This window comes from Aquirhabdus sp., assembly GCF_046462495.1.
Taxonomy (GTDB): Bacteria; Pseudomonadota; Gammaproteobacteria; order Pseudomonadales; family Moraxellaceae; genus Aquirhabdus.
The window spans coordinates 46,737-67,023 of record NZ_JBKGVE010000010.1 but is presented as its reverse complement, the minus strand read 5'-3'; the positions used below and the strand labels follow the sequence as shown (position 1 = coordinate 67,023).

Here is a 20,287-nt window from a genome sequence, read left to right as displayed (position 1 = left end):
CAAATAGGCTGACTGACGAATGGAGTAAAGCATAAATGATGGCAGATGATGCGATGAACACCCAGCAGAATTCAGAAGTAGATGCGCTGATCAAAGATCATATCGCTAAACATTTAGTACAGCCGACCATTGCTTATACATTGTCTTTTGAAAACGTTGGGCAACATTTGATTGATGTGGTGATGACGTTTACCGCGCAAACACACCAAGAATTATGGCTACCTGCATGGGTGCCGGGTAGCTATTTAATTCGCGAATTCTCGCGTCATGTCAGTACGCCCATCGCAAAGTCCATTCTGAATAATCTTTCGGTTACGAAGTCGATTTTTATCGAGAAAATTAGCAAGAACCATTGGAGACTTGATACTGCTGCGGGTGAACAGGTTGAAATACGCTATCAAGTATATGCATTTGATTTATCGGTACGAGGAGCATATCTCGACCAAACTCGGGCTTATGCTAATCCAGCCTGCATATGTCTTGCGGTTGGGGGGCAGGAGCATCAGTCTATTTTGCTGACGATCGATCCTGGTAGCGCATTTGCAAACTTGCCCATTGCATGCTCTTTAGATCCGCTGAATGTTGAAGATAAAACAAGTCAGCAACATCACGAAGCTCATCAAAAATTCCATTTTAAAGCCTTAAATTACACTCATTTGATTGATCATCCTTTTGAAATTGCTGCGCAAACACTTGCACAATTCGAAGTCAGCGGCATCCCACATCAGATCGCAATCTCTGGTCGGCATCGTACCAACATCAAACGTCTGACAGATGATCTCTTGAAAATTTGTCGTTATGAAATTGAGTTTTTTGGCAGTGCGCCGTTTCCCCATTATTTATTTATGGTCATGGCTACAGGGTCCAGTTACGGGGGACTTGAACATCAAAATTGTACTAGTCTGATCACGCCTCGTGAAGATTTACCGCAGCCTAATGAGCCTGAACAACCTTCTGCCTCTTATCGCCGTTTTTTGGGATTATGCAGTCATGAATATTTTCATTCGTGGTTAGTTAAATTTATACGCCCGCAAGAGTTCGCGGTTTTGGATCTGGGTCGGGAAGTATATACGCGGATGCTTTGGGTCTTTGAAGGATTTACTTCATATTATGATGACTTGATCCTTTATCGTAGCGGTGTTATTGATCAGAAATCTTATTTAGAGTTGTTAGCTGAGCAACTGACCCGCTATTTACAGAATACAGGACGAACTCATCAGAGTGTGAGTGACTCAAGTTTCGATGCATGGATCAAGTACTACCGGCCTGACGAAAACTCTCAGAATGCAAGTACAAGCTATTACAATAAAGGCGCATTAATCGCGTTATGCTTAGACTTGAAATTACGTGCAAATGGCAGCTCCCTTGATGTCATTATGGGCAAACTTTATGAACTTGCGCAGCAAGGGCAATATCTCAATGCAGACACTCTTCCTGATTTATGTGAGGCTTTGATTGGTGATCGCTTGACCGATTTTTGGTCAGATTTTGTTAATGGGACCGTTGAGCTTCCCATCGTCCAATTATTAAGTGAAGTCGGTGTTAAAACTCATCTAGAGAATAAAACATGGCCGCTGGGGCTTAAAGTAGTGGAATCGTCACACGGGCTTCTGATTCAACAGGTTTTACGCAATTCGGTCGGTGCTCAAGCTGGATTATCTGCGCAGGACGTACTGATTGCTATTGACGGAATACGCGCGTCCTCAACTTTATTAAACCATTGGGCAGATATCTCTGGTTTTAATGCCGAAGCAAGCACAACCACGGGTGAGCTCATTACATGCCATGTATTTCGACGGGATGAATTAATGGCAATTCAAGTGAGGCCTGTTGCATCAGTAATCCCTCATGCCAGTTTTACTATTGAGGATACAGAGCGTTCGGCGAAGTGGCTATAAGGTTATTCGTTGCGTGTAAGTTTCGGCGTTGAAGGAGAGTTTATCAATGGAATATCTAGGATAATCATTCAAGGCGAAATCCTATGAGAGCTGTTTTTCGATCATTCATTGTCGTACTAACCCTCAGTAATTTATGGCGCGAGGGTATCTAGTGGCGCAAGCAAAAAAAAGTGTTCCATCCGTGGCCGTTCGCTCTAATCGGGACGTGGCCTTATACGTTGGTCGTGGGCGGATTGCATTCAATGGGCAAAAAACTTTACTTGATCTATTCTCAAAAGCCATAGAGGAATCCATAGATTCGCCTGCTATAACGTTTGAAAAAGATACACTCAGTTATCGTGAGCTTTCCATGAGCGCCAAGACGCTTGCGGCCTGGATGATTCACGAAGCACATATTAAACCGGGTGATCGGATTGCAATTTATTTGCCCAATAGTTTGTCCTATGGTGTAGCACTCTATGCAGCATGGTTAGCTCGTGCCGTGGTGGTGAATCTCGGTGTGGCGGTGGTGCATCACGATGTTTTGTTCCAATTACAGGATTCAAGTGCCAAACTCCTTATTACCACACCCAATTTATTAGCCGATATCCAAACTACACTTTTACAAACAGGTGTGCGGCATATCGTGACAACGCGTCGGAATGATTATTCGAGTGTGCAATCTATTTTGCGTGAACTTGTGTCCCCCAAGCGCTGGCTACAGCTTATTCAAAGTAAAGAAACATTGCTGACGCATACGCGATTACGTGAAATTTTATCAAAGCGTAGCCATCGAGTTGAATGGCCCGTGGTCGAATCTGAAGATCTGGCGGTATTACAATATACAAGTGGAACGACAGGGCGCGCTAAAGGGGCACTGTTAACGCATGGCAGTTTGCTCGCAAGCCTTCGTCAAGGACAGCATGTTTTAGGTAAAAGTTTAGAGCAGGGTAGTGTCATTTTGTGCCCAGTCACACTACAGCATATTCTTGGATTAAGTACGTTCTTGTTGACAGTGAGTGTGCGAGGTACATTGGTTTTATCCACGATCAGCACATTAATGGAAAATCCTAAGGTTTTATTAGAAAAGCCTTACGATGCGATGTTGGGTATTCCGTTGCTCTATGATCAATTATTAAAAATATCGACTAACTTTAAAGTTAATCCGAAGCTTAAATTGTTTATCTGCGGTGGCGGATCAGCTAGTTTAAGCTTGCAAAAGCAATGGCATGACCATACTGGGAACTATATTATTGAGGGGTATGGTTTAAGCGAGGCCTCGCCGATTATCTCTGCTACACCACCACACCGAGTTAGAATTGGCACTTCAGGCGTGATCACACCAGAAACAGAAGTGCGTATTGTATCGAGCCAAGGAGACCCTTTGGGTTTTAACCAAGCGGGGGAGTTATGGGTCCGTGGACCACAGCTCATGCGTGGCTATTGGCAACTTCCTCAGGCAACCAGTGATGTGCTGACACATGACGGTTGGCTACGGACTGGTGATATTGCTTCCTTAGATGAAGATGGTTACCTCAGGGTTCTTGAGCGAAAAAAAGATGTATTCTGGGTACATAATGAACTTGTTTTCCCACAGGAAATTGAAAGTGCAGTTGCAGAGCACGAAGATGTTGTGGATTGTGTCGCTGTGCAAGAAATATTGAAAAATGAGCAAGGTGATGACCCTGCACAGCGAATTATTAAATTGTTTGTGGTTGCCCGTAACGGTCTGACCCCTGAACGTTTATCGGCTTATCTGCAAAGTCACCTTAAGACGAATGAAATTCCCGATAAAATCGTATTTGTCGATAAAGTCCCACGTGGTCCAATGGGAAAGGTTCTACGCCGCCTTTTTCAGGAGTTACCTGCATCGGTTGTTTCAAAAGTAGGGAGTGTGTTAAAAATGGACGAAGTTGATGAAAAATTGATAGACGTTAAATCTGATTCTGATAAAGAAAAGTAATCAGTTACCTCCTCATACTGTAAAAACTTATAGTCTACTCATGTCTTTCGGATAGTTTTATGCGGCGTGCACTGTTTTGGTTTCGTCGCGATTTACGCTTAGATGATAATTGTGCACTTTATCATTGCTTAAAAGAGAATGATCAGGTCATTCCTATCTTCATTTTTGATCAAGACATTCTCAGCGGTGTACCCAAACAAGATAAACGAGTCGAATTCATCTGGTATTGTGTCCAAAATATAAAAAAACAATTGAATGAACAAGGCTCAGACTTGGTTGTAAATTATGGTACGGCTCAAGATGTTGTCTCACTTGCAAAACGATTGAATGTTGATACGGTTTATTGTAACGAGGATTATGAACCTTCCAGTATCAATCGGGATGACAGTATTAAAAGTGCGTTAGGGCAATTGAAGATTGCTTTCCATTCATATAAAGACACTGTGATCTTCGCAAAAAAAGAAATATTGACGCAACAGGATCAACCCTATCATGTCTATACCCATTATAAAAACGCATGGCGTAAGCGTCTTGAGTCTACAGATTATTTATCTTACCCCAGCTTAAAACTGCTGAGTAAGTTTGAAAGGCTTGATCCGACATCCATGCTGGCTCTAGACCATTTCGGTTTTGTGGAGGCCGGCATTGCCGATGCTAAAATCTCAATGGCGACCCGACATGCTGAAGTCCTTTTTGAACAATTCAAAGCGCATAAAATTCTTCTTTATAAAAATGACCGCGAGTTTCCGAGTCTCAATGGCACATCATTTCTATCAGTACATTTACGCTTTGGAACCATCTCTATTCGCAAGATTGTTCGTGATGTAGTTAGGCTTTCTCAAACACTGACTGGGGATCAAAAAGAGAGTTGTGAGGCATGGCTGAATGAATTGATCTGGCGCGATTTTTACTTCCAGATTCTGTTTAATTATCAGCACGTCACTACTTTACCATTTAAAAAGCAATATATTGATTTCCCATGGGTCGATAATCCTGCAGGCTTCGAGGCTTGGTGTAATGGGAAAACAGGCTATCCCTTAGTCGATGCCGCTATGATCCAACTCAATACCTTAGGCTTTATGCATAATCGCTTGCGCATGGTGACGGCTTCATTCCTGATTAAACTAATGCTGATTGATTATCGCTTGGGTGAACGTTACTTTGCTTTAAAATTATTGGATTTTGATCTGTCAGCGAATAGTGGAGGGTGGCAGTGGTCGGCATCGACAGGCTGTGATGCGCAGCCTTTTTTTAGGATATTTAATCCTATGACTCAAAGCCAGAAATTCGACCCTATGGGGATATTTATCAAAAAGTACTTGCCTGTATTTGCGGATGTTCCGGCAAAATTTCTACATGCACCATGGCAGTATCAAGCAGAATTACTCCAATATGGCATTGAGTTGGGCCGAGACTATCCATCACCGATTGTAGGCTATGTACAAGCCCGCAAACACGCGTTGACAGTATTTGAGCGCTTTATGGCCGTCAAAAAATCAGTGGTAATACCTGATTAAGAGCAGTTGTTCAAACTTAAACAGCAACATAGTCGACAACTCGCCATTCACCCGGTGCAATATTATTAAGTTGATAAGGTCCAATTTGTGCACGAATCAGACGTAGTGTAGGGTGTCCAACGGCCGCAGTCATACGTCTTACTTGACGATTACGGCCTTCACAAATTTGTATTTCAAGCCATGATGTCGGAATGTGTGCCCGAAAACGTACGGGAGGAGTGCGTGGCCAGATGGTTGGTGTATCCATGCGTTGGATTTTTGCGGGGAGAGTCATACCATCATTAAGCATAACGCCGTGCCTAAGTGTTGCAAGAGATTCTTCAGTCGGGTCACCATCAACTTGTACCCAATAAGTTTTAAATTGTTTTTGTTTGGGCTGTGTCAGCCTTGCATTGACCACGCCATCATTGGTTAAAAGCAATAAGCCTTCGGAGTCCCGATCTAAACGACCAGCAACACGTAGACTGGGATCATGAATAAAATCGGCAAGTGTTTTGCGTTCCCCTTCGGCGCGGAACTGAGTGAGAACATCATAAGGTTTGTTAAAAAGCACAATTTTAGGCATGGGATCATTTTCAGCTATTGGGTTTTAGCGGTATTGCACAGTGAGGTTTTTCTATCGTTCGATTTTAGAATAAGTAAATTGGAAGATAGTTTAGCGATATTTAGTGCGAAATTCTTGTATTAGTATTTTTTCTGACCAAATTGGATCGTGACTATCATCTTTGAAAATATCTCTATTTGTTATCTAAATTCCGAATGCTCCTGACTTTGTTTAACATAGTTCGTGGTTGGAAAGAGGGTTAAAGATCAGTGGTTTTAATCTGCTGACCGCGAAGAGTTCTCGTAAAATATGACTTAAAAATTAAGTTTTAGCGTTAAGAAAAGGTTTTTGTTGTAGTTGTTTTTACCGTGGTCGTAGACATTGAAATATCTGTACTATGGTTATAAATCTAAGTTTGTATCTGAAAAAGGGAGCACCTATATAATGGGTTATCAGAAGATCGTGGTTCCAACTGATGGTGACAAAATCACCGTAAACGCCGACCTATCCCTGAATGTCCCCAATCATCCGATTATCCCTTTCATTGAAGGTGATGGTATTGGTGTCGATATCACTCCAGTTATGATTAAAGTCGTTGATGCGGCAGTACAGAAAGCCTATAGCGGCAAACGTGCGATTGTGTGGATGGAAGTCTATTGTGGCGAAAAAGCCAATAAAGTATACGGCACCTACATGCCAGAAGAGACGTTTGAAGCACTTCGTGAATTTATCATTTCAATCAAGGGTCCTTTGACTACGCCAGTTGGTGGTGGCATGCGTTCGTTGAACGTTGCAATGCGTCAGGAACTTGATTTGTATGTTTGCGTACGTCCAGTCCGTTGGTTTGAAGGGGTTCCAAGTCCAGTACAACATCCTGAATTAACCGATATGGTGATCTTCCGTGAAAACTCTGAAGATATCTATGCCGGTATTGAGTGGAAAGCCGGTTCAGCTGACGCAATCAAGGTGATCAAATTTTTAAAAGAAGAAATGGGCGTCACTAAAATCCGTTTTGATGAGAACTGTGGTATCGGGGTTAAGCCTGTATCGAAAGAGGGGACACAACGTCTCGTTCGTAAAGCCATTCAATTTGCTATTGATAATGATAAGCCGAGTGTGACATTGGTTCACAAAGGTAACATCATGAAATACACCGAAGGTGCATTCAAAGAGTGGGGATATGAACTCGCTGCTGAACGCTTTGGTGGAGAGCTGATTGATGGCGGACCTTGGATGAAGATCATAAATCCAAAAACTGGCAAAGAGATCATCATTAAAGATGTCATTGCTGATGCGTTCTTGCAACAAATCTTGATGCGTCCAGCAGAATATTCAGTCATTGCGACTTTGAATCTGAATGGTGATTATATTTCTGATGCCTTGGCTGCTGAAGTCGGTGGCATCGGTATTGCACCGGGTGCAAACATCGGCGGTGCGATAGCTGTTTATGAGGCAACTCATGGTACAGCACCAAAATATGCGGGTCAAGATAAAGTTAACCCTGGTTCAATCATCCTTTCTGCTGAAATGATGTTACGTGATATGGGGTGGACTGAAGCTGCTGACTTAGTCATCAAAGGGATTTCAAATGCCATTGCTGCAAAGACTGTAACCTACGATTTTGAACGTTTAATGCCTGGTGCGACGTTGATGCGTAGTTCTGAGTTTGGTGAGGCTATAATTGCGCATATGGATGACTGATTTTTCAGTGACCTGAATGAAAAAAACCAGCGAAAGCTGGTTTTTTTATTACGTGAATCGTACAAAGATTTTTATCTATGATGATTCTAGAATATCGTTGACAGATTGTTTGAGCAGTTTAATTAATTCCGAATCCATGAATAGATATTCATCAGGGATATCGAGGACATAAACTTTTTTATTGTTTAATGCCGTACGATAAGATGCAGTAAGCCTTACTTTATGTGTTTCCTCCATGACCAATATCATATCGGCCCATTGGATATCTCTCATTGAGACGATGTATCTTGCACTGCGACTTGTGCCACCCGAACGTACTGAGTAATTCGGATGGTTACGCCAGATTTGCTCAGCGGTTGGACTCCGCCATTGATTTCGACTGCAAACAAAAAGAATATTTTTTCGGGCTAAACTTGGCAAATAGATACCTCTATCAATCAATCTTTGAGACTAATTTTGAACCCACTCAGCGAGTCCTGCACCTAGTGCAAAAACTTGCTGTTCCAAGCGCTCATCCGTAATTTTGCCTTCATGCACTTTTTGCCCAGTTACAGCCACTTGTTCAGGCAAAACAAGAAAGTTTAGGTTACTGAGATACATACGGACCATCATTAAACTGCGAAGACCGCCGACAATACCCGGACTTGAAGAAAGCAATGCAACAGGATAGCGTTTAAAGACGCGCATACCATTTCGACCATCGGGCTCATTACGTGTCATCCAGTCAAAGGTATTTTTGATTAAAGGGGTAAAGAAACCATTATATTCTGGTGATGCAAGCAGTAAGCCGTCGTGCTCCTCAAATAAGCGCAGTAGTTTTTGGGTGGTCTCCGGCATACCGTGGGCCTGTTCATCATCTCCGTTATAGAGCGGCATAGGGTAGTCGTTCAAATTAATGAGCGTCACCGTACATCCTGCAACGGATTCCGCACCTGCAATTGCAGTCTGTAGCACTTGGCTGTTTAATGAGCCGTGACGGGTGCTACCCGAAAAAGCGAGAAGACGTGTAGTCATCAAATTCTCCTAAAATTATTTTAATCACCTAAAACTGCATTGAGTCTAACCACTTATTACACCAATTCAAGAAGAAACCGCAATAAACAACAGCAGTATTTTGATTTCTACTTTAAAATCCATTCATTCAAATTTATCCTGTCATTTATTTTTATCTTATAAAGACATCGCATCTGGAGAGCCCAATGCCCCCGTTTATTTTAGTCGATGGCTCATATTATTTATTCCGTGCATTTCATGCCTTACCGCCGCTAACAACGTCGCAAGGTCAAACAACCAATGCAATTAAAGGGGCTTTGTCTGCGCTACAGAAATTGATGCGCCGTATGCAACCGACCCATATGGCTGTGGTATTTGATACGCCAGAACCGACATTTCGTCATCAGCTCTCCCCAGAGTACAAAGCCCATCGACCTGCAATGCCATCAGAGCTATCAACCCAAATTCCTTACTTACATGCCATTATTAAAGGTTTAGGGATTCCATTATTATTGCTACCTGGTGCTGAAGCTGATGATTTGATTGGTACGTTGGCTAAACGTGCCGTGACTGAAGGCCATCATGTGCTGATTTCCACGGGTGATAAAGATATGGCGCAGTTGGTCAATGACCATATCAAGTTAGAAGACAGTTTTCGTGATCAGGTGCTAGACCATGATGGCGTTATTGCAAAGTTTGGGGTACGTCCAGACCAAATCATTGACTATTTAACACTGATGGGTGATGCCTCTGATGGTATCGCAGGAGTACCCGGTGTAGGCAAAGTCACAGCGGCTAAACTCTTAAATCAATATCAAACGATAGGTGGTATCTTAGAAAATGCCCACCTCATCAAAGGTAAAGTTGGTGAAAGCATTCGTGAGAACGCTGATAAAATTCCCTTGAATCATCAACTGGCCAGTATCGTCTGTGATTTACCTTTGGCTTTAGATTGGCATGAATTAAAACTGGGTAAACCTGATGTGCCAGCACTGAAGAAGCTTTATGCCGAGCTTGAGTTCAGAGCTTTATTACAATCGTTAGAGCACCCCAATAATCCTGATAATCAACCAGACACTATTCCGCGTAATGAATCTCCAGCGCAATCTCAAACTAAAGACAGAGAGAGTGTTCCTCAAGTTTTAAATGTTGAATTAACGGTTGGATTGGAAGCTGGTGCCCCTATTACTGAAGTGAAATACCATACTGTTTTGGATCAAACCGAGTTTTTGGCTTTGGTTGAGCGTCTAAAGGTCACACCTCGTTTTGCAGTTGATACCGAAACGACGAGTCTAGATTATCGCCTTGCTCGAATTGTAGGGATCTCATTAGCGATGAAAGCAGGGGAGGCATATTACATTCCCATTGGGCACGATTATATGGGGGCACCAGAGCAATTGGATGCAACCTTTGTGCTGGAAATGCTAAAGCCAATTTTGGAGAATCCAGCGATTGGCAAAATTGGTCAACATATGAAATATGATGCCCATCTATTCAACAATCATGGGATTAGCTTACAAGGCTGGGCCTTTGACACCATGCTGGCATCCTATGTCTTAAATCCTACGGCAACACGCCATGGCATGGATGACTTAGCACAATATTATTTGGATTATAAAACAACGACATTTGAAGAGATTGCGGGTAAGGGCGTAAAGCAGCTCACTTTTAATCAAATTGAATTGGAGCGGGCGACCCCCTATGCGGCAGAAGATGCTGATATCACTTGGCGACTCTATGAGCATTTCTCTAAAGAACTGGCAAAGGTTCCAAAACTAGAGCGTTTGCTACTTGATGTGGAAATGCCTACTGCACAAGTACTGTATGAAATGGAAAACAATGGCATTCGTTTAGATATTGGTTTCTTGGCGGAATTGGGACAGCGTTTCGGTGAGCAAATCCATGGTCTTGAAGCTCAAGCAATAGAGATCGCTGGGCAGCCATTTAATGTGTCATCTCCAAAGCAACTCGGCGAAATCTTATTTGATAAGCTAGGTATCGCTGGCGGCAAAAAAACTGCTAGCGGGCAATATGCAACGGGTGAGGCCATTCTAGAAAAAATTGATCATCCGATGATTGCGACGATTTTGGAGTATCGTTCACTGTCTAAGCTGAAGAGCACCTATACTGATAGCTTAATTGCACAAAGTGATCCTGTGTCACATCGTGTGCATACCAGTTATCACCAAGCAATTGCTGCGACAGGGCGTTTATCGTCTACAGATCCTAACTTACAGAATATTCCGATTCGAGGCGAGGTTGGGCGTCAGATTCGTCAGGCTTTTATTGCGCCTCCGGGTCGGATTATTTTAGCGGCCGATTACTCACAAATTGAGTTGCGTTTAATGGCACATTTTTCACAAGATGCTGCATTGCTGACAGCCTTCCGCGAAGGGCGTGACATCCATCAGGCAACAGCTGCTGAGGTGATGGGTATTGATCTTGCTGATGTCACTTCAGATCAACGTCGTCAAGCAAAAGCTATTAATTTCGGGCTTTTATATGGCATGTCAGCATTTGGTTTGGCTAAGCAATTGAATCTATCTCGCGCAGAGGCTCAGGAATACATCACGCTTTATTTTTCTCGCTACCCAAGTGTGCACGACTATATGGAGAATACGCGTACGCTTGCAGCCGAGCAGGGATATGTTGAAACGGTTTTAGGTCGCCGCTTGTATATGGAGAATATTCGCGCAGGAAATGCGATGGTCCGTCAGGCTGCAGAACGTGCTGCAATTAATGCGCCTTTGCAAGGTTCAGCAGCAGATATTATTAAGCTCGCAATGATTTCGGTAGACCAAGCTTTACCTAAACAATATGCTAAAATGCTACTGCAAGTGCATGATGAATTGGTCTTCGAAGTGGATGAGGACAAAGCGGACGAAGTCACCGCATTGTTGAAAAAGTTGATGCCTACAGTCTTACAAGGACGAGCCGACATTGATGTGCCACTTGAAATTGAAGTTGGACGTGGCATTAATTGGGGCGTTGCACATTAAATCGTTTGACTACCGATTTATCCTAAGAAGGATAAATCGGTCATTTGATTTTAAAGCTATGATGGTTTGAGTTTTTTAGTTATTTTAAATTTTAGGTGCTTTATCGTTATGTCGTCACCCTATGCTTACACGCTACAACCCATTCCCTATGAGATCACTGCTGCTGAGCAACGTGAGGCTCAATTTGCAGCTTGGAAAAAGAACAATCGGATTAGTACCAAAGTCTGGGCTATTCTCGCTGCGATTTGCGTTGCCGCAATCGCAGGAATTGGATTTTTAAGGGGTTATTCCACAGTATTCTTTTGGATACTATTAGTGGGTGTTGCTCTGTATCTACTTTTACGTGTTTACGGCATGGCGTGGTACGTCAAACGTGAAATTGCAAAATATTCAGTGCAAGACATTAAAGGCATTAAAATTGGTGTGCAGCCTCAAGGGCTGATTATGATTCAAAAAATGGGTTTGCAAGAAGGCCGTGGAATTATTGAATGGAAGCAGGTCACGGAATGGCAGGAAACGGATAAGTTCATTTTTATCACTGCAAGTCAAAAGGGGCAAACGAGTGCCCAGATTTTGCCAAAACGCTTAGCGGCTCAAAAATTTCCGTTTGATACCGTGCGTAAGCATTTGATAGAAGTAGTCGGGCAGGCGAAGTAACCCTAATATCTGATATCCCCAGTAATGCTACTGCAATTAGTCCAGTAGCATTATTTTTTATTGAGTAATAAAATGTGATGTGTTATGCATTATTTATACATAAAACAAAAATATGTTCGTATTTTTATTATATTTACTAAATATTAATCAGTTAAATTTCTAATTTAATATGCCTACTTGATCTCAAAAAGGTTATTATTTTCTTCTGTTTTGATTTATTTTATTGAAAATAAACAATATTTTTTTTGTGGATTTGGTCGTTGATATTGGGAAATTTTATAAAAATATGCTAAGTTACTAAAGTCATCAATGTAATAACAACATTGATACTAAATTAGACTTTAGGGATGCATAAGGAATGAAAAAATCCACTTTTATTTTAACGTCGTTATTGTGCAGTATAACGACTAGTCTATATGCGGCACCGCTTTTTTCACCTGCTTTTTCTAGTAATAGTGATGCTCTTCTTCAGTCTTCCCAATCTAAGCAGTTAGCTATTGTGTTGAAGGATCCCGCAGTAAAAAGCTATAGCTTAGTTAAAATTGATCTTAATGCCCTGACTCAGCCAAATGTTGGAGTAAATGTTGCCGCCAGTGATATATCAGCGACGACCAGCCAGACGATAATTAAGCGTTCTAGTACCAATTATTCATGGTTTGGAAAAACAAGCGATGGTAATACCATTATTAGTGTTAATGGTAACGCGGTAGAAGGAATTATTCATAAAAGATCGAAAGTTTATCATCTACGTTCTTTAGGAAATGGCCTACAGGCGTTAGTTGAAGTTGATCAGTCTAAATATCCAAGTGATGAGCCATTAGGCATCAAGATACCAAGTGGCAAGGTTGCAAATCCAAAGAATACTGCAACAAAATCTGCTATCCCAATAACCTCTTCTGATGGTGTCGTACCTCCTGTTGCAGCAGACAATCCAGTGATTGATGTCCTTGTTGCCTATACCCCTTCAGTAAAAGCTTTATATACTGATGATGCTGGGGTTTTAGCACATGTCCAGCTTGCAATTGACGATGCAAACCAGACGTACTTGAACAGTGCTATCAATTCACAATTGCGCTTGGTTGATACTCAGGCCGTCAATTACGCTGGATCAAGTAACTTAAATCAAGATCTCAATGACTTGGTCGGTACTACTGATGGGAATATGGATGATATTCATGCACGATTGAATACAACAGGAGCTGATATAACGGTTCTTTTGGTGGCTAGTGATGTTCCTGCTTCTTGTGGTTTAGCATATGTTGGTGCGAATACTACAGCCTATGCATTTGGTGTTGTAGAAGATTCCTGTGCGATTGGCAATCATTCCTTTGCTCATGAAATTGGCCATTTATATGGAGCAAATCATGATGTAGCAAACTCTGGTACCGGTGGAATTGCGTATGCGCATGGTTATCATTATTTGAATGAATGGCGCACTGTTATGGCTTATCCAAGTGCATGTTCTGCCTATTGCCCTCGTATTCCATATTGGTCTAATCCAAATATTCTTACTACTGATTCGATGGGTGCAACAAAACCTACTACGCTTGGTATTGCGATGGGTACTGTTGCCACAGAAAATAATGCTAAAGTTTTAACAGATAATGCAGGCGTATTGCAGGGACTGCGCGCGCATAAGAATTGGAACTGTTTTAATGTTGCCAAAAAGAGTCTGATGTCTTTCATCAGTCAAGGAACAACATTATGCCCCTTGGATACCATCACTTCACCAAATGGGCAATATAAACTATCAGTTCTAGAAAACGGCAACCTAGCCGTTACCAATAGTCTGAATAGTCAGATATGGTCTTCAGCGACTACTCCAATTGACCCAGCTGTACCTAAAACTGAAATTCGGGCTGTTTTAGAGCCTACGGGTAATTTTGCTATCTATGATCGTGGCGATACCGTCAAATGGTCTACTGGTACAACATCTACATCTGCCTCTCTAAGAATGCAAGATGATGGAAATGTGGTTTTATATGCGGTGCAAATACCATTTAGCAGTAGTTATTCAGATCCATTGGCAGGAAGTAGTGCTAAGGGACCTTATATTTTGTCCGCAGGACAAACGCTGGCTTCCAATCAGAGTGGCTTGTCTGGCAATGGTAAATATAAAATCAGAATGCTGCCTAGCGGAAATCTGATAGTTACTCGCGTGAGTGACATCGGCATTGTATTTAGCGCAGGAACAACTGGAAATGGAAATCGAGCAGTAATGCAGGCTGATGGTAACTTTGTCATCTATAACACAGCGAACAAAGCACTTTGGAGCACGAAAACGAGTGGTCTAAAAGGGGCGAGTGCACGTTTACAAGATGATGGTAAGTTCGTGATTTACTCATCAGGTCCGAAATGGAGTTCAAAAACGGGCTTATTGAAATAATGTGTTAGCCTTTGCTAAAAAAACACCCTTAAATTCAAGGGTGTTTTTTTAGAATATCGATTTTGTAATCGAGTTGTTAAAAAGGTTTATTTCAACAAATGATTAAACGCAAAAATAATCATCAATATTTTTTAGGCTTAAATGGAGTTGCTCAAGGATGAGAAAGATTAATGCTCTACTGACCGCGTTCGCATGTTGCTTTGTTACTGCGAGTTATGCCGCACCATTATTTTCACCAGCATTTTCAAATAATGCAGATGCATTACTGTTACCGAGTCAAAGTGTACAGCTGAGTAAAGTTCTAAAAGATCCAGGAATCATGAGCTATCAGTTTGTTAAACTGAATATCAATACATTAGATCAAGCAAGTGTTGATGTAAATCCAACCCAAGCGGACGTGTTACCGACAACAACCCATACGATGGTTAAGCGTTCTAAAACCAATTATTCTTGGTTTGCTAACACGAAAGATGGAAGTACCATTCTTAGTGTAAATGGTGATGCTGTAGAAGGCATTATCCACCAAGGTGTGAACGTCTATCGTGTTCAGTCACTGGGCAAAAATTTACAAGTGATTACTGAGATTGATCAGTCAAAATTTCCAGATGGGCCAGACACGGTTAGACCGGATAAAACACTAAACCAAAAAAATGCCCCGACTCCAAGTCAATCTTTTGACTTAGGGACCATTACATCAAAACAGAGCAAGCCAGCTATAGCACAAGATGCTATACCAACAATTGATGCGACTTTAGTCTATACGCCAGAAGTTAAGGCACGCTACGCGGATGATGCTGCATTAATGGCTCATTTTCAGCTGATGATTGACGATGCAAATCAACATTATGTAAATAGTGCTATTAATGCACAAATGCGTTTGGTTGATACAGTTTTTGTTAACTATGTGGGTACAACGGATCTCGGCCAGAGCCTGAATGATCTTAGAGGTACTACTGACGGTAGTCTGGATAACATTCATGCCAGGCTGAGTCAAACGGGTACCGATATTACGGTTTTGATCACGAGTAAGCCAGGATCAAATCTATGTGGAATCGCTTATGTCGGTGTTAAGAACACCGCCTATGCATTTGGTGTAGTGGATGATGGCTGCTCAATATCGAACCATACCTTTGCTCATGAGACAGGACATATTTACGGTGCTGGTCATGATATTGCCAATAATTCTGCAACAGGTATTGCTCATGGCTTATTAGTTCCGGGGAATTGGCGTACGGTAATGTCTTATGCATGTACTTCGGGGGTATGCCCAAAGATTCCTTATTATTCAAACCCAGATATCACGCATCCAGCAACGATTGATGGTGTAAAAAAAGATATTCCAATTGGCACTGTCGCTCAGGAAAATAACGCCAAAATTTTGAACGACAACGCAGCCGTTCTTGCTGGGTTACGTGTGCATAAAAATTGGAACTGCTTTAACGTGGCCAAGCAGAATCTATCTTTTATTGTTAATTCAGGAACGACACTTTGTCCATCAGACACAGTGACATCGCCTAATGGTCTCTATAAGTTAACTGTGAATGCAAACGGAAACCTTGTCGTCATAAATAATCTTAATCAACAGTTATGGAGTTCTGCGACTACACCGATAGATCCGGCGGTTCCTGTAACTAATATTCGTGCAGTATTGCAAACTGATGGCAATTTTGTGATTTATGATCGTGGCGATGTCTTAAAGTGGTCTACTGGTACAGCATCGACATCTGCATCTTTAAGAATGCAAGATGATGGAAACGTGGTCTTATACGCGGTCCAAATACCATTTAGCAGTAGTTATTCCGATCCACTGGCAGGAAGTAGTGATAAGGGGCCTTATATCCTATCCGCTGGACAGACACTGGCGTCAGGTCAGAGTGGTTTGTCAGGCAATGGTAAATATAAAATCAGAATGTTGCCGAGTGGAAATCTCATAGTCACTCGCGTGAGTGATATCGGAATTGTCTTTAGTGCTGGGACTACTGGCAATGGCAACCGTGCGGTAATGCAGGCTGATGGCAACTTTGTGGTTTACAGCATAGCTAACAAAGCCCTTTGGAGCACGAAAACGAGTGGTTTGAAGAGCGCGAGTGCACGTTTGCAAGATGATGGTAAATTTGTGATTTACTCTTCAGGTCCGAAATGGAGCTCGAAAACAGGACTATTGAAGTAATAGAATTAATATAAAAATACCCCTTGAAATAAGGGGTATTTTTAAAATTTAAGTTAATTTACTCATAAAGCGGCTTTTAGTTCTGCAGCTTTATCAGTACGTTCCCAACTGAAGTGTAAACCATTGGCTTCACGACCAAAGTGACCATAGCTAGCTGTTTCTTGATAAATTGGGTGAAGCAAATCAAGCATACGACTGATACCGTATGGACGCAGATCAAAATGTTCACGAACTAGGGCGATGATGATCTCATCGCTGACCTTTCCCGTTCCAAAAGTATTGATTGAAATGGAAGTGGGTTCTGCAACACCAATGGCATAGCTCACTTGGATTTCGCATTTATCAGCAAGTCCAGCGGCAACGATATTTTTCGCAACATAACGTCCAGCATAAGCTGCAGAGCGGTCTACTTTGGATGGATCTTTACCAGAGAATGCACCACCGCCATGACGCGACATACCACCGTAAGTATCCACGATAATTTTACGCCCAGTCAATCCACAATCGCCTACAGGGCCACCGATCACAAAAATTCCTGTCGGATTAATATGGTATTGGGTTTTGGCATGAAGCATTTCGCTAGGGAAAATTGATTTAACAATCTCTTCCATAACGGCCTCTTTTAATGCCGTTTGAGAGATCGAAGGATCGTGCTGTGTCGACAGTACAATCGCATCAACGTATTTAGGCACGCCATTTTCATAGTGAAAGGTCACTTGACTTTTTGCATCGGGTCTTAACCACGGCAAGGTTCCATTTTTGCGCAGTTCAGCCTGTTTTTCGACCAGTCGATGTGCGAAGCAAATCGGAGCGGGCATCAGGGAGTCTGTTTCGTTTGATGCATAGCCAAACATGAGTCCTTGGTCGCCGGCACCTTGGTCTTCCGGTTTTTGACGATCAACGCCCTGTGCAATATCAGGCGACTGTTTGCCTAGAATGTTCAGGACGGCGCATGTCGAACCATCAAAACCTAAGTCTGAATGGTTGTAGCCGATACTATTCACGGTATCACGCGCAATTTTTTCAAAATCGACGTTGGCGGTGGTTGTAACTTCCCCAGCTAAAACGACAACACCGGTTTTTACCAATGTTTCACAGGCCACACGTGCATGTTTATCTTGGGCTAAAATTGCATCAAGGATAGCATCGCTGATTTGGTCAGCCATTTTATCTGGGTGGCCTTCACTGACCGATTCAGAAGTAAAAACAGAGTATTCACGCATGTAAAAACCACTTGCTTATCAAAAGTATTATCGGAGCCATGATAACGCGATTTTTTACGAGCGACTAGCATTGATCATGTAAAAACGCACTACAAACGACCAATATCACATGTACACTCATACTAAATGTGTTTCTTTATCAAGAATGCTTTACCCACTATGCCAATTCAACGACAATAGCCCATCATATTTTTGCGCAACGATCTGCCCCCTAGGTGTTTGTTATGAATCAACCAGCCCACGCTCATAGTCAGCCAGTTTTTAACCCACCTTTGAATCAACGCCCACTTGCAAATGCTATTCGTGCACTTGCTATGGATGCGGTTCAAAAGGCTAATTCAGGTCACCCAGGAGCACCCATGGGCATGGCAGATATTGCTGAGGTACTTTGGCGGCAGATTTTACGTCATAACCCCAGTAATCCAAATTGGGTGAACCGTGATCGTTTCGTTTTATCAAATGGTCATGGCTCGATGCTGCAATATGCGCTGTTGCATTTGACTGGCTATGACGTATCCATAGAAGATATCAAACAATTCCGTCAGCTACATAGTAAGACGCCAGGTCACCCTGAGTACGGTTATACCGTTGGGGTTGAGACCACCACTGGCCCATTAGGTCAAGGCATTGCGAATGCAGTGGGATTTGCTGTAGCAGAGAAAACCTTAGCGGCACAATTTAATCGCGATGGTTTGGCTGTTGTTGATCACTTCACTTATTGTTTCTTGGGCGATGGTTGTTTGATGGAAGGCATCTCACATGAAGTTTGCTCACTGGCAGGTACGTTGCAGTTAGGCAAGCTGATCGCATTCTACGACGATAATGGCATTTCTATTGATGGTGAAGTTGAAGGCTGGTTTAGCGATGATACTCAAAAACGTTTTGAGTCATATGGCTGGCATGTCATCAAGGTTGATGGTCACGATGCGCATGCAATTCGTGAAGCAACACTTGCTTCGCAGGCCGAGAGCGCTAAACCATCATTGATCATTTGTAAAACGATCATTGGCTTAGGCTCACCCAATAAACAAGGTAAAGAAGAGTCTCATGGTGCGCCATTGGGTGCTGCTGAAATTTTACTGGCCCGTGAAGAGCTCGGCTGGACCGATGATGCTTTTGTGATCAGTGATGAAATCTATGAAGCATGGGATGGCAAGGCTAAAGGTGCTGCACTTGAGCAGCATTGGGATTCTGTGTTTGATATTTATCAATCACGTTATCCTGAACTTGCTGCAGAGTTAAAGCGCCGTTTAAGTGGTACTTTACCCGCTGATTTTGAAAAAAAAGCAAATGCATTTATCGCAGAGTGCAATGAAAAAGCTGAAACCATTGCAAGCCGTAAGGCAAGTTTAAATACACTCAGTGCTTTGGGTCCAATCTTGCCTGAGTTATTGGGTGGTTCGGCTGATTTGGCAGGTTCAAACTTTACGATCTGGAAAGGTTGTGAAGGTATCCAAGATAATCCAGCAGGGAATTACATCCATTACGGTGTCCGCGAGTTTGGTATGACCGCTATGGCTAACGGCATTGCACTGCATGGTGGATTTATTCCGTATGTTGCAACTTTCCTGATTTTTATGGAATATGCACGCAATGCTGTCCGTATGTCGGCACTGATGAAACAACGTGTTATTCATGTTTATACGCATGATTCGATTGGCTTGGGTGAAGATGGTCCAACCCATCAACCCATTGAACAAATTGCATCTTTGCGTGGTACACCAAATCTGCATCTCTGGCGTCCTGCTGATACTGTTGAGTCAGCGGTTGCTTGGAAACTGGCACTGCAGCGTCAAGATGGTCCAACTGCACTGATTTTCTCACGTCAAAATCTACCGTTTCAAACTCGATCAGCTGCTCAATTGGTCGATGTCGCTAAAGGTGGTTATGTGCTCGCTGCAGAGAAGGGGGCTCTTAAGGCGATTATCATTGCAACTGGTTCTGAGATTGCTTTGGCTATGGAGGCTTATGCCCAGCTTGACGGCGTACGTGTCGTATCTATGCCATCATGTGAAGTCTTCATTGAGCAATCTGCAGAATACCGCGAGTCGGTATTACCAAGTGCAGTTCGCGCTCGTGTTGCGGTTGAGGCTGCACATGTGGACTACTGGTGGAAGTTTGTAGGGCTAGATGGTCGTGTGATTGGTATGCGCGCATTCGGTGAGTCTGCACCTGCTGGAAAATTATACGAGTATTTTAGCATCACCACTCAAGCCGTTGTTGATGCTGTTAATGAGTTGGTGGGCTAGTCGTTTAA

The 20,287-nt window shown here is 42.5% G+C and carries 12 protein-coding genes and 1 pseudogene; 9 read left to right on the top strand and 4 right to left on the bottom strand.

Annotated elements, in window-relative coordinates; translation table 11 throughout:
* Nucleotides 1-35 precede the first annotated feature (35 nt).
* From ACLHG7_RS12345 to ACLHG7_RS12335, 3 genes are all read left to right on the top strand, one after another.
* Nucleotides 36-1,898 carry a M61 family metallopeptidase gene (locus ACLHG7_RS12345; protein WP_410211310.1) on the top strand — a complete coding sequence of 621 codons (1,863 nt, stop codon included), beginning with the start codon at nt 36-38 and terminating at the stop codon, nt 1,896-1,898.
* A gap of 181 nt (nt 1,899-2,079) precedes the next feature.
* Complete coding sequence (locus tag ACLHG7_RS12340) at nt 2,080-3,840, top strand: AMP-binding protein (protein WP_410211309.1); 1,761 nt, start codon at nt 2,080-2,082, stop codon at nt 3,838-3,840.
* A 59-nt stretch (nt 3,841-3,899) separates the two neighbouring features.
* Nucleotides 3,900-5,357, top strand: coding sequence for a cryptochrome/photolyase family protein (locus ACLHG7_RS12335; RefSeq protein WP_410211308.1), 1,458 nt, complete (start codon nt 3,900-3,902; stop codon nt 5,355-5,357).
* A 31-nt stretch (nt 5,358-5,388) separates the two neighbouring features.
* On the opposite strand, the pseudogene ACLHG7_RS12330 reads toward ACLHG7_RS12335, so the two are convergent.
* Nucleotides 5,389-5,922: pseudogene (locus ACLHG7_RS12330) on the bottom strand (pseudouridine synthase); the annotation flags it as partial.
* A gap of 423 nt (nt 5,923-6,345) precedes the next feature.
* On the opposite strand from ACLHG7_RS12330, the gene icd reads away from it, so the two are divergent.
* Nucleotides 6,346-7,602, top strand: a complete 1,257-nt coding sequence (gene icd / locus ACLHG7_RS12325; protein WP_410211307.1) for an NADP-dependent isocitrate dehydrogenase — start codon at nt 6,346-6,348, stop codon at nt 7,600-7,602.
* Between the two features lie 75 nt (nt 7,603-7,677).
* On the opposite strand, the gene ACLHG7_RS12320 is transcribed toward icd, so the two are convergent.
* Both ACLHG7_RS12320 and ACLHG7_RS12315 read right to left on the bottom strand, forming a co-directional pair.
* Entirely contained in the window at nt 7,678-8,022 is a 345-nt protein-coding gene (locus ACLHG7_RS12320; protein ID WP_410211306.1) for a low molecular weight protein tyrosine phosphatase family protein, read from the bottom strand.
* Nucleotides 8,023-8,052: 30 nt separating this feature from the next.
* A complete protein-coding gene (locus tag ACLHG7_RS12315; protein ID WP_410211305.1) occupies nt 8,053-8,616 on the bottom strand; it encodes an NADPH-dependent FMN reductase in 564 nt (187 codons plus the stop codon).
* A gap of 185 nt (nt 8,617-8,801) precedes the next feature.
* Here ACLHG7_RS12315 and polA point away from each other — a divergent pair, with 185 nt between their 5' ends.
* The 4 genes from polA to ACLHG7_RS12295 all read left to right on the top strand — a co-directional run bounded on the left by polA (nt 8,802) and on the right by ACLHG7_RS12295 (nt 16,807).
* Nucleotides 8,802-11,594 carry a DNA polymerase I gene (polA, locus tag ACLHG7_RS12310; RefSeq protein ID WP_410211304.1) on the top strand — a complete coding sequence of 931 codons (2,793 nt, stop codon included), beginning with the start codon at nt 8,802-8,804 and terminating at the stop codon, nt 11,592-11,594.
* A 108-nt stretch (nt 11,595-11,702) separates the two neighbouring features.
* On the top strand, nt 11,703-12,251 hold the full coding sequence (locus ACLHG7_RS12305; protein ID WP_410211303.1) for a YcxB family protein: 549 nt from the start codon (nt 11,703-11,705) through the stop codon (nt 12,249-12,251).
* A gap of 358 nt (nt 12,252-12,609) precedes the next feature.
* On the top strand, nt 12,610-14,637 hold the full coding sequence (locus ACLHG7_RS12300) for a reprolysin-like metallopeptidase (protein WP_410211302.1): 2,028 nt from the start codon (nt 12,610-12,612) through the stop codon (nt 14,635-14,637).
* Between the two features lie 157 nt (nt 14,638-14,794).
* Nucleotides 14,795-16,807: a reprolysin-like metallopeptidase gene (locus ACLHG7_RS12295; protein ID WP_410211301.1), complete on the top strand. Its 2,013-nt coding sequence runs from the start codon at nt 14,795-14,797 to the stop codon at nt 16,805-16,807.
* A gap of 62 nt (nt 16,808-16,869) precedes the next feature.
* On the opposite strand, the gene metK is transcribed toward ACLHG7_RS12295, so the two are convergent.
* The gene (metK, locus tag ACLHG7_RS12290; RefSeq protein ID WP_410211300.1) at nt 16,870-18,030 is read right to left on the bottom strand and encodes a methionine adenosyltransferase; all 1,161 of its coding nucleotides are present in this window, start codon (nt 18,028-18,030) and stop codon (nt 16,870-16,872) included.
* A 224-nt stretch (nt 18,031-18,254) separates the two neighbouring features.
* On the opposite strand from metK, the gene tkt reads away from it, so the two are divergent.
* Nucleotides 18,255-20,279, top strand: coding sequence for a transketolase (gene tkt, locus ACLHG7_RS12285; RefSeq protein ID WP_410211299.1), 2,025 nt, complete (start codon nt 18,255-18,257; stop codon nt 20,277-20,279).
* The last annotated feature ends 8 nt before the right edge of the window (nt 20,280-20,287 follow it).

Coding starts and splice junctions, on each gene's coding strand:
- ACLHG7_RS12345 (WP_410211310.1), top strand. CDS start 36: ATGATGGCAGATGATGCGATGAACACCCAGCAGAATTCAGAAGTAGAT.
- ACLHG7_RS12300 (WP_410211302.1), top strand. CDS start 12,610: ATGAAAAAATCCACTTTTATTTTAACGTCGTTATTGTGCAGTATAACG.
- ACLHG7_RS12295 (WP_410211301.1), top strand. CDS start 14,795: ATGAGAAAGATTAATGCTCTACTGACCGCGTTCGCATGTTGCTTTGTT.
- tkt (WP_410211299.1), top strand. CDS start 18,255: ATGAATCAACCAGCCCACGCTCATAGTCAGCCAGTTTTTAACCCACCT.
- polA (WP_410211304.1), top strand. CDS start 8,802: ATGCCCCCGTTTATTTTAGTCGATGGCTCATATTATTTATTCCGTGCA.
- ACLHG7_RS12305 (WP_410211303.1), top strand. CDS start 11,703: ATGTCGTCACCCTATGCTTACACGCTACAACCCATTCCCTATGAGATC.
- ACLHG7_RS12315 (WP_410211305.1), bottom strand. CDS start 8,616: ATGACTACACGTCTTCTCGCTTTTTCGGGTAGCACCCGTCACGGCTCA.
- metK (WP_410211300.1), bottom strand. CDS start 18,030: ATGCGTGAATACTCTGTTTTTACTTCTGAATCGGTCAGTGAAGGCCAC.
- ACLHG7_RS12335 (WP_410211308.1), top strand. CDS start 3,900: ATGCGGCGTGCACTGTTTTGGTTTCGTCGCGATTTACGCTTAGATGAT.
- icd (WP_410211307.1), top strand. CDS start 6,346: ATGGGTTATCAGAAGATCGTGGTTCCAACTGATGGTGACAAAATCACC.